Source organism: Avibacterium endocarditidis (assembly GCF_002921145.1).
In the GTDB taxonomy this organism is placed as follows: domain Bacteria; phylum Pseudomonadota; class Gammaproteobacteria; order Enterobacterales; family Pasteurellaceae; genus Avibacterium; species Avibacterium endocarditidis.
Genome location: NZ_PQVI01000044.1, coordinates 1 through 11,133 on the forward strand (window position 1 = coordinate 1; position 11,133 = coordinate 11,133).

Genomic DNA, 11,133 nt, shown 5'->3' on the forward strand with positions numbered 1-11,133 from the left:
GAAATTCAGCTAACCACTGGCGATCCTGCGATGGCACTTGACTTTATTCAGCGTCAACAAGTTGATTTAGCCCTAGCTGGACGCCCCGCGCACTTGCCACAAAATGTAATATTTCATCATATTGATGACATAACCCTTTCCCTCATTGCGCCACGAGTAGCCTGTGCCACCACGCAATTATTGCAGCAAACACCCATTGATTGGCAAGAAATCCCCTTTATTTTGCCAGTGGAAGGGCCTGCTCGACAGCGGATTGATCAGTGGTTTCAACAGAAAAAAATCAAACACCCGAAAATTTACGCCACCGTATCAGGACACGAAGGGATTGTATCAATGGTGGCGCTTGGTTGCGGTGTAGCATTATTGCCTGATATTGTGATCCAAAACGGCCCGCTTAATTTACAGGTTTCCACCTTAGAGATTGATATTCCCGTGCAGCCATTCGATTTAGGGATTTGCGTACAAAAGAACTTACTAAATTTGCCCTTAGTTCGTGCATTTTGGCAAATGTTGGGGTAAAGTGCGGTAAGAATTTGGTGAATTTTAGGTGGATTATGGTAAAAGGTATCGGTTTTTCTCTTTTAGCCTCAATGTTGTTTGGCTATATTTATTATTTTTCCACATTATTACTGCCATTAAGTGGCGAAGATATTTTTGGCTATCGTGTTGTTTTTACTGCACCTTTTGTGATTGCTGCGGTGTTTATTTTTCGCCAAAAATATATGCTGATCGCTCACCTAAAACGCATCAAATCGCAGCCTTGGTTATTGCTGGTTTTTCTATTTAACGGCAGCATTATGGGATTTCAAATGTGGCTTTTTTTATGGGCGCCAAACAACGGCGGCGCATTGAGCGTTTCCCTTGGCTATTTGCTACTGCCCCTCGTTTTAGTGGCAGCAGGGCGAATTTTCTTCAAAGAAAGCATTTCTCCGATGAAATTTCTTGCCATCATCATCGCCGCCATCGGCATCGCCTTTAACATTAGCGCAAAGGGCGGACTTTCTTGGGAAAGCATTGCCGTTTGCACTTACGCCGTTTATTTTATGGTTCGCAAATGGTTCGGCTTTAACGACATCACCAGTTTTGCCATTGAGATGGTATTGACCTTGCCTGTGTGTATTTATTTCGCCGCGCAAGTAAACATCGCAGAAGTGCGGTTGGTTAATCCGAATATTTTATCGTTATTATTTCTTCTTGGCTTGCTCAGCGGCATTGCCTTTAATGCTTACATTGTTGCCAGCAGCCTATTGCCTATCAACGTACTAGGATTACTTGGCTACGCTGAACCCATAATGATGCTCGCCGTTTCGCTATTCATCGGAGAAAATATTGACGCCGAAAATTACCCGCTCTTTTTATCTTTAATGATCGGTATGGGGCTGATCATCATTGATGGATTACGAGCAATGCAACGAAAAACAGTTCCCCCCATTTCCTAAACGCCCTCATATTTTCCATACAAAAGGAAATATAAAGTGCGGTGGGATTTTGCGGAGTTTTTATCGCAACAGACTATCCTTAATATAAAGAAACAAAAGGGCGAATCATTCGCCCCAAAAAATCCTAAAAAAAGCACCGCACTTTGTTTAACTGCCTAATATCGTTTCAATCTCTTCCTGCACGGCAAACCATTCCATTTCGACTTCGTCTAGCTGTTTTTGTATTCCGCTTGATCTTTTAAAAGTGCGGTGAGATTTTCTTTCATTTCAGCTTGGTACAGATCACCGTTGGCGAGCTGTTGCTCAATGTCTGCCAGCTTTTGTGATAGAGCTTCCATTTTGCTTTCCCATTGGGCGAGAGATTTTCGCAATGGCGCGAGCTGTTGGCGAAGTTCCGCTTCTTTGCGTTTTTGCTCTTTACGATTTTGGCTGCAGCTTTCTTTATTGCTTTCTGTTTTGCCAGAGAGTTGGCTTTGGCTATTTTGTTCGTTGAGCCATTTTTGATAATCGTCTAAATCGCCTTTAAACTCTTCTACTTGCCCATCGTGAACCAAATAAAACTCATCAACGGTATTGCGTAATAAGTGGCGGTCGTGGGAAACAATCACCAGCGAACCCTGATAATCCACTAAGGCTTCGGTGAGGGCTTGTCGCATATCCAAATCTAGATGGTTGGTTGGCTCATCGAGCAACAGTAAATTCGGACGTTGCCAAACAATTAACGCTAGCACTAAGCGTGCTTTTTCGCCACCCGAGAAATGAGCGACTTGTTCGTTCACTTTATCGCCGTGGAAAGCGAAGCTGCCGAGATAATCGCGTAATTGTTGTTCTGTTTGTTGTGGGGCGAGCTGCTGCATATGCCAAAGGGCGCTTTCTTCCGCGCGCAAGGTATCCAGCTGATGTTGCGCAAAATAACCAAGCTGTACGCCTTTTGCGAGCTGAATATTACCAGAAAGTGCGGTGATTTCTCCCGCTAATAATTTGATCAGCGTGGATTTCCCTGCACCATTTTTACCCAGCAAACCAATGCGTGAACCAGGGACGAGATTTAATTTGATTTGTTTCAGAATTTCCGTGGTTTGCCCATTATTTTCATAACCCGCACTGACTTTCTCCATTGAAAGCAATGGATTAGGCAACGCCAGCGGCTCACGAAATTCAAAGGTAAATGGATTATCCACATAAGCAGGGGCGATAAGCTCCATTCGGGCAAGGGCTTTCATTCGGCTTTGGGCTTGTTTCGCTTTAGTGGCTTTGGCTTTAAAGCGGTCGATGTATTTTTGCAAATGAGCCACTTTTTGCTGTTGTTGACGGTATAACGCGGTTTGTTGGGCTAATTTTTCCGCCCGTTGTTTTTCAAAAGAAGAATAATCGCCCGTTGTATTCGTTAATTTTTTGATTTTCGATATGCAGAATTTTATCCACCACAGGATCAAGAAAATCGCGGTCGTGAGAAATCAGCACCAATGTGCCTTGATATTGTTGCAACCAGCGTTCCAGCCAAATTACCGCGTCTAAATCTAAATGGTTGGTTGGCTCATCAAGCAAGAGCAAATCGGAAGGGCATAATAGGGCTTGGGCTAAATTTAACCGCATACGCCAACCGCCAGAAAAGGCACTCACAGGCTGGCTTAATTCTGCTTGGCTAAAACCTAAGCCGTTTAATAATGATGCGGCACGGGATTGAATCGTCCACGCGTCAATGGTATCCAACTGTTCGTGAATGCGTGCAATGGCATTGCCATCATTGTTTTGATTGGCTTGCTCTAACTGTTGCTGTAATGCCACATATTGGCGATCGCCTAAAATCACATAATCCAAGGCGGAAATGGCAAGAGATGGGGTTTCTTGATTCACCCAAGCCAGTTGCCAATTTGTGGGGTAATTCACTTCACCGCCCTCTGCACTGATTTCTTTTTTTAATAAGGCAAGTAGCGAAGATTTACCGCAGCCATTTTTGCCCACCAAGCCCACTTTTTGCTTCGGATTAATGGTGGCATTGGCATTTTCTAGTAAGGTCGTTTGTCCACGTTTTAGCGAAAGATTGGTAAATAAAATCATTAAATTTCGGTTTATCTCTGATCAACAAAAGGGTTATTTTCCACGTTTTTATAAAAATTGCCAATCATTCCAAATTTTTATTGGAAATTTTTCAAAAACCATTTTCAACAATGTGATCTAGTTCAATTTTTTTATAACCTAAACAGGATATGATACAAAATGCAGTTTTACATCTTTGAGGTATAAAAATGACAAACGCTGAACTTATGCAAGAAGGCATAAATCTGATGCTTTCAGGAATGGGGTTCGTGCTGGTTTTCTTGTTAATCCTAATTTTTGCCATTGGATTAATGTCGAAACTGGTAAACCGCTTTTTTCCTGAGCCTGTTCTCACCCAGCCTTCCCCGATAAAAGCACCATCCACTCAAACAGATGATTTAGAAAGATTACGCCCAATTATTGTGGCGGCGATTGCTCATCATCGCCGTAATCAAGGGCTTTAAATTGATTAATTTGGAGAAAATACAATGACTGTTGAAAAGAAAAAAATTGCCGTAACTGATGTTGTGTTGCGTGATGCACACCAATCCCTTTTTGCGACCCGTTTACGCCTTGATGATATGTTACCTATTGCTGCTGAGCTTGATGAAATTGGCTATTGGTCGCTTGAAGCTTGGGGCGGTGCAACCTTTGACTCTTGTATTCGTTTTTTAGGGGAAGATCCTTGGGTGCGTTTGCGTGAACTCAAAAAAGCAATGCCAAAAACCCCATTACAAATGTTATTGCGTGGGCAAAATTTGCTTGGCTATCGTCATTATGCTGATGATGTGGTAGATCGCTTTGTGGAACGTGCCGTGCATAACGGAATGAGCGTGTTCCGTGTGTTTGACGCAATGAATGATCCGCGTAATATGCAACAAGCATTGAAAGCGGTACGCAAAAATGGCGGCCACGCACAAGGCACACTAAGTTATACCACAAGCCCCGTGCATACTTTACAAACTTGGCTTGATACCACAGAACAACTGTTAGAAATTGGTATTGATTCCCTTGTGATCAAAGATATGTCGGGCATTCTCACACCAAATGAAGCCTATCACTTAGTTAGCGAAATCAAACAACGCTTTGATGTGCAACTTCATCTTCATTGCCACGCCACCACGGGAATGGCAGAAATGGCCTTATTGAAAGCCATTGAAGCGGGCGTGGACGGCGTAGATACTGCCATTTCTTCAATGAGTGGCACATACGGACACCCCGCCACCGAAGCCTTAGTGGCCACCTTAAAAGGCACGCCATATGACACGGGGCTAGATATTCAAAAATTAGAGAAAATTGCTGCCTATTTCCGCGAAGTTCGTAAAAAATACCATAAATTTGAAGGCCAATTAAAAGGCGTAGATAGCCGTATTTTGGTGGCACAAGTGCCGGGCGGAATGCTCACCAATTTGGAAAGCCAGCTCAAACAGCAAAATGCCTCTGACAAACTGGATTTAGTGTTGCAAGAAATTCCAAAAGTGCGGGAAGATTTGGGCTATATTCCATTGGTAACGCCAACCTCGCAAATTGTTGGAACACAAGCGGTGATCAACGTGCTAATGGGTGAGCGTTATAAAACCATCGCCAAAGAAACCGCAGGGATTTTGAAAGGTGAATACGGTCGCACGCCTGCCCCTGTGAATGCTGAATTGCAAGCACGCGTGTTAGAGGGTGCAGAGCCAATCACCTCACGCCCTGCGGATCACCTTGAGCCTGAAATGGAAAAACTCACTGCCGAAATCAAACAGCAAGCCAAAGAGAAAGGCATCAAACTGTCTGATAATGAAATTGACGATGTGCTTATTGTGGCATTGTTCCCACAAGTGGGGCTGAAATTCCTTGAAAATCGTGGCAACCCTGATGCCTTTGAGCCTGCACCAACGGTGGAACAAGCACCAAAAAACTTCGCAAAAAACCACCGCACCTGTAAACCAATCTGCCGGTGGCGCAGCGGTTTATACGGTGGAATTAGAGGGCAAAGCCTTTGTGGTGAAAGTGAGCGAGGGCGGCGATATTAATCAAATCACCCCAGCTGCAACACCATCAGTTCAACCAGCTCAACCTGCACAAACCGCACCACAGCCTGCCGCGCCGCAAGCCACACCGCAAGCAGCAAATGGTACGCCAGTGAATGCGCCAATGGCAGGCACTATTTGGAAAGTAGTGGCAACCGAGGGGCAACAAGTGGCGGAAGGCGATGTGTTGCTCATTCTTGAGGCGATGAAAATGGAAACGGAAATTCGTGCGGCAAGTGCGGGAACGGTGCAAAATATCCGCGTGAAAGCTGGTGATGCCGTTGCCGTGGGCGATACCTTATTAACGATTGCATAAGTGCGGGGTAAAAATGGAAAGTATTTTGTCATTACTGCGTGGAATGGGCATTATGCACCTAGAGTGGGGGCAGGCGGTGATGATTGCCGTCAGCCTGCTACTCTTATGGCTTGCCATTGCGCGCAAATTTGAACCCCTGTTATTGCTACCCATTGGCTTTGGTGGATTGCTCTCTAATATCCCAGAAGCAGGGCTGGCAATGACTGCGTTGGATAATCTGTTGCACAATGGCACAAGCCAGCAACTGGCGATAATCGCGGAGAAACTCGGCACAGTGGCAGATCCTCTCGCCATTAAGACCGCACTTAACAACGCTTTGCCGTCTGTGCAAAATGAGTTGGAAGTGATGGCAGGCGATATGGGCTATACCGCAGGTGTGCTGGCATTGTTCTATAAAGTGGCGATCGGATATGGCGTTGCTCCGCTCATTATTTTTATGGGCGTGGGTGCGATGACGGATTTCGGCCCACTGCTCGCCAATCCACGCACGCTCTTATTGGGCGCAGCGGCACAGTTTGGTATCTTTGCTACGGTGTTGGGCGCATTAGGCTTAAACTGGCTGGGTATCATCGACTTTACCCTGCCACAAGCTGCCGCAATCGGCATTATTGGTGGAGCAGACGGCCCAACCGCCATTTATCTTGCGAGCAAACTCGCCCCTGAATTATTAGGTGCAATCGCCGTGGCAGCCTATTCTTATATGGCGCTCGTGCCATTAATTCAGCCGCCGATTATGAAAGCGCTCACTTCACAGCAAGAACGCAAAATCCGAATGGTGCAACTGCGTACTGTAAGCAACCGCGAAAAAAATTCTTTTCCCGATTGTTCTATTAGTACTGGTGGCGTTGCTCTTACCTGATGCTGCGCCATTATTAGGAATGTTCTGTTTTGGTAATTTAATGCGCGTCAGTGGCGTGGTGGAACGCTTAAACGACACCGCACAAAATGCGCTGATCAACATCGTTACCATTTTCCTAGGGCTTTCCGTTGGGGCAAAATTGGTGGCGGATAAATTCCTCCAACCACAAACTCTCGGGATTTTATTATTAGGTATGATCGCCTTTGCTATCGGTACCGCATCTGGCGTATTAATGGCGAAATTAATGAACCGCTTTAGCAAAAATCCAATTAACCCATTAATTGGCGCAGCGGGGGTTTCTGCCGTACCAATGGCCGCGCGCGTTGCCAATAAAATTGGTTTAGAAGCCGATCACCAAAACTTCCTACTAATGCACGCAATGGGGCCAAACGTCGCAGGCGTTATTGGATCTGCCATCGCTGCTGGGGTAATGTTGAAATATATTTCAGCTATTATGTAAAAGCACATTAAAAAAGCCACCTTAGGGTGGCTTTTTTACTTCACACATTTTACTTCATTCTTCATGAATGGTTATGGATTTTCTTTCCCTACGCAAATAATATATAAACAATCCCAAAGCAATGGCTGCCGCCAAAATAGCATACAGCGTAATCAATTTGCTTAACACATATTGCTCAGAAAAATAGCCGATAAGTCCAAAAGTACCCACCATAATTAAAGAACCTAAAGAATTTGCTACAGACTGTAAAAAGCTGCGCTGATCAGAGGCAATACGATGATTTAAAATGACATTTAAAGAGGTATCAATAATTTCATAACAAATTAATAAGAATACAAATTGAATTATCATCATTGAGGCAGAAGGGAAAACATAACTCACCATTAACATTAAACATAGCATTACTAAGAAAATGATAATGGATTTCTGCTCCGTAATCTTTTCTGCAATATGCCCTGAAATGACCGATGAAAAAGCACTAAAAATAAATGACCCCGAGTACACTAATCCAATTAATGCCATATTAATGGAAAACTCTGCTAATATTTCTTGGTAGTACAACACAATGGAGCTGAATACGCCTTGTAAAATCCCGATAACTATAATCAGTAAAGCAACGGGGTGTGCAATGAGCATAAAAAATAACGCTTTTTTCGACCGCACTTCTGTTTCTTGAAGATTAACTGCCCCATCAGCAGCTACCACGGTTTCACCTTGCGTTTTTTGCGCCTGATAAACATCCCCTACCGTCATCATTAGCCCAAACGCAACCAATTGTGCGGCAATACCTAAATAAAAAAACCAGTCCCAATATTGTTGATCCGCAATCCACCCGCCAATGAAAGAACTGAAAGCCAAAGCACCAATAGAAAGTGCATTATATAATCCGAAGATTTTATGATAATGTTGTTGCTTATTTTGATAGTGTAAATCATCATATAACAAAGCACGATCGGCGCCAGAAATTAATGCAAGCGCAAAACCAAAAATAATAAAAGCACTAAATGCCATTATCAGATTTGATATATGCAACATTAAAAAACAAATAACATACATTTAGCAGAAAAGTCTTGATGCTCACGCGGAAAAATTTTCCAAAAGAAGCATCCCCCCTGTTACAATTTACACCTTTATAAAAATCTATTGGAGTAAACTCTTTTCTGTTCAGTAAAAAATAATAAATCTCAAAAAAAAATCTATATTTCATCATCAAGTATAGACATATCAAAAAAACCTATTATCTAAAATATTAAAATAATATTTTTCTAGATCGTCTATACTGTACAATCTATTTCCATATAATGAAAAACATGTACTATTAGAGTACTTCAAAATTACATCCTTCTCTTAAGCTGCATTTTTTTCATAAAAACCTCTTGACAACCATTTTAATTTCAGAAATGACAAAAAAGCTTGTTTTGCAAACAAACTCTTATCGCGATTTAACCGACACAGAAGAGAAAGATGAAAAAGAATACAACCACTCAAAAAATAAAATCTATGAAAGTCACTGTGAACCATGTAATAGAATCAGTAAATCGCTGCTAGAAAAATAGACTAATCTAAAGCTATCTTATAGGAATAAGATAGCTTTTTATCATGGATTTGCATAATACTTATGATTTATAGCCCTTATCTATCTATTACTATGCATATATTTCTATCTCTTGAAACTTAAAAAAACGATTGTCAATCTTTTTGTTCACTCTCGTCATCCCCGCCTCCTAAAATGAAACAAGCAATATAACAAAAGTTACTATCCAACCATTTTTTATCACTCAAGACCACAACCAGCCCTCAAGTGTTATCTCTGCTTATCAAAATGCTCTTTTCTATGAAATATTTTTGTTGTAAATCGCAAAAATGTAGCACACAATATACATAATAAATAACTTACTATCCATTTTACTATGAGCAAAGAAAAACACTTAAAAAGAGAAAGTAAATATCACAAGACGACCATCTCAAACCTTTAATTTTGATGAAAAGATAGGAGAAGGGTACTTTTCCGCGAGCTATTTTCTAAAAGCAAAGCACATTGCGGAACAAAAGAGGCCAAAACAATGGGTAACAATGCAATTCTTCCAAAAAAAACAGGCCATTTTATGTGGTGTTGATGAAGCCATCGCCTTACTACAACGTTTTGCACGGAACCCTGAAGGATTGAAAATTTGGGCATTAAATGATGGCGACGTAATCTCCCCCTTTGAAAGCGTATTAATTGTTGAAGGATTTTATGAGGATTTTGCCTATCTCGAAGGGATTATTGATGGCATTCTAAGTCGTTGCACCTCCATCGCCACCAATGTGCGGGAAACGCTCAACGCCGCCAACGGAAAACCCATTATTTTTATGGGCGACCGCAATGATTATTTTACCTTGCAACCCACTGATGGCTACGCCGCCTATATTGGCGGGGCAACAATGCAAGCCACCGATGCAATGCACCAATACCAAGGCGGAACAGGCGTAGGCACAATGCCACATTCCCTTATTCAACTGTTTAATGGCAACCTTATTCAGGCTTGCGAGGCCTATATGCAAGTCTATCCTAATTCTCCCCTTACCGCTTTGGTTGATTACAACAATGATGTGATTACCGATAGTTTAAAAGTAGCAAAACACTTCGGTGAAAAACTCTATGCGGTGCGCGTTGATACCTCCGCCAATATGGTAGATCGCTACTTCCTTACCCACCAAGAAACCTTTGGACAAGAGGATTTGCGTGGCGTTAATGTGCCATTAATCAAACAACTGCGTCATCAACTAGATCAAGCAGGCTTTCCATGGGTGAAAATTGTGGTGAGTGGTGGTTTTAATCAACAGAAAGTACAACATTTTGAACAACAAAATGCCCCTGTGGATTACTATGGCATCGGTGCCTCTTTGCTCAAAATCTCCATTGATTTTACTGGGGATTGTGTACGTTTAAACGGCAAAGCACAAGCAAAAGCGGGAAGACACTACCGTGTTAATCCACGCTTAAGTACGGTACATTTTTAGCACGTTTTTCTCTCCCAAACATTGGGAACAGTTATGAATATTTATAGTAAGGAGAAGTCCAATGAAAGATTATTTAGCCTATTTAATTCAATGGGTTGAGCAACAACGACAAGATTATAATGCCCTTGGCTATGTGGTCGGCATTAGCGGCGGAATTGACTCTGCGGTGGTCAGCCATTTATTAATGCGTACAGGCGCGTCCGTGCAAGGCCTATTACTACCTTCTGCCACAACCAGCACGCAAGATGTAGAAGATGCCAAATTAGTTGCTGAAAGTGCCAAATGCCCTTTATTAACGCTTCCTATCACACCACTGTATGAATGTTTTATGGATTCGATGTCTCCACTATTCAATCAAAATGCACAACACCAAGCCGTGATCAAAGGCAATGTACAAGCCCGTTTGAGAATGCTTGCACTTTATGCTTACGCGCAAAGCCACCAAGCCATTGTAGTGGGAACAGATAACGCTGCAGAATGGTTTACGGGCTATTTCACCAAATTTGGTGATGGCGGTGTGGATATTGCCCCTTTATTAGCCTTACGCAAAGAACAAGTTTATGAGCTAGCAAGGCTATTGAATGTGCCTCAACAAATCCTCACTAAAGCCCCCAGTGCGGGCTTATGGGAAGGGCAAACAGACGAACAAGAAATGGGCGTAACTTATCAAGAAATTGATGCCTTTTTACGCGGTGAACCTATCTCCGCACAAGGCAGAAAACAAATTGATTTTTGGCATCAACGCTCACACCATAAACGTAGATTGCCTGCTTCACCTGTAAAACCTAAGTTGCCATAATGTGGAAAGCATCACTGCATCTGTTTTCTTTATATCAATTATGCTCTTCTTCTCAAGGAGTTTATAAAACAAATCTAAATATTACATTAGAATTTGTCGTATGCACTCCTTCTCACCTGCGCTACTATCAAATAAGCATTATTAAGTCTACTACCAATTCTTACTATCTTTAATTACCTTATATTATTGCTTATACATTGAT

The 11,133-nt window shown here is 42.3% G+C and carries 6 protein-coding genes and 3 pseudogenes; 7 read left to right on the forward strand and 2 right to left on the reverse strand.

The features are described 5' to 3' along the window. Positions 1-519 (forward strand): LysR substrate-binding domain-containing protein (locus C3Z13_RS03900; protein WP_245872534.1); only part of this gene is annotated, 519 nt, incomplete at its 5' end. Positions 520-554: 35 nt separating this feature from the next. Then, positions 555-1,439 carry an EamA family transporter RarD gene (gene rarD, locus C3Z13_RS03905; RefSeq protein ID WP_103855059.1) on the forward strand — a complete coding sequence of 295 codons (885 nt, stop codon included), beginning with the start codon at positions 555-557 and terminating at the stop codon, positions 1,437-1,439. Between the two features lie 147 nt (positions 1,440-1,586). On the opposite strand, the pseudogene C3Z13_RS03910 reads toward rarD, so the two are convergent. After that, a pseudogene (locus C3Z13_RS03910) lies at positions 1,587-3,500 on the reverse strand (ABC transporter ATP-binding protein). 188 nt (positions 3,501-3,688) lie between these two features. Here C3Z13_RS03910 and C3Z13_RS03915 point away from each other — a divergent pair. The 3 genes and pseudogenes from C3Z13_RS03915 (at position 3,689) to C3Z13_RS03925 (ending at position 7,129) form a co-directional block, all read left to right on the forward strand. Further along, positions 3,689-3,943 (forward strand): oxaloacetate decarboxylase subunit gamma, encoded by a 255-nt coding sequence (locus tag C3Z13_RS03915; RefSeq protein ID WP_103855060.1) that lies wholly within the window; start codon positions 3,689-3,691, stop codon positions 3,941-3,943. Between the two features lie 24 nt (positions 3,944-3,967). Then, positions 3,968-5,810 (forward strand): annotated as a pseudogene (oadA, locus tag C3Z13_RS03920) (sodium-extruding oxaloacetate decarboxylase subunit alpha). Between the two features lie 13 nt (positions 5,811-5,823). Next, positions 5,824-7,129, forward strand: a pseudogene (locus C3Z13_RS03925) (sodium ion-translocating decarboxylase subunit beta). 54 nt (positions 7,130-7,183) lie between these two features. Here the strand turns inward: C3Z13_RS03925 and C3Z13_RS03930 are convergent. Next, a complete protein-coding gene (locus C3Z13_RS03930) occupies positions 7,184-8,140 on the reverse strand; it encodes an MFS transporter (protein WP_245872535.1) in 957 nt (318 codons plus the stop codon). A gap of 936 nt (positions 8,141-9,076) precedes the next feature. On the opposite strand from C3Z13_RS03930, the gene C3Z13_RS03935 reads away from it, so the two are divergent. Together C3Z13_RS03935 and nadE are read left to right on the forward strand one after the other, a co-directional pair. Then, positions 9,077-10,132, forward strand: a complete 1,056-nt coding sequence (locus C3Z13_RS03935; RefSeq protein WP_103855062.1) for a nicotinate phosphoribosyltransferase — start codon at positions 9,077-9,079, stop codon at positions 10,130-10,132. A gap of 61 nt (positions 10,133-10,193) precedes the next feature. Then, entirely contained in the window at positions 10,194-10,931 is a 738-nt protein-coding gene (gene nadE, locus C3Z13_RS03940) for an NAD(+) synthase (protein ID WP_103855063.1), read from the forward strand. Positions 10,932-11,133 lie beyond the last annotated feature (202 nt).

Bases quoted from the DNA above. Each gene is read 5' to 3' on its own strand.
- C3Z13_RS03930 (WP_245872535.1), bottom strand. From the start codon at position 8,140: ATGGCATTTAGTGCTTTTATTATTTTTGGTTTTGCGCTTGCATTAATT.
- nadE (WP_103855063.1), top strand. From the start codon at position 10,194: ATGAAAGATTATTTAGCCTATTTAATTCAATGGGTTGAGCAACAACGA.
- C3Z13_RS03915 (WP_103855060.1), top strand. From the start codon at position 3,689: ATGACAAACGCTGAACTTATGCAAGAAGGCATAAATCTGATGCTTTCA.
- rarD (WP_103855059.1), top strand. From the start codon at position 555: ATGGTAAAAGGTATCGGTTTTTCTCTTTTAGCCTCAATGTTGTTTGGC.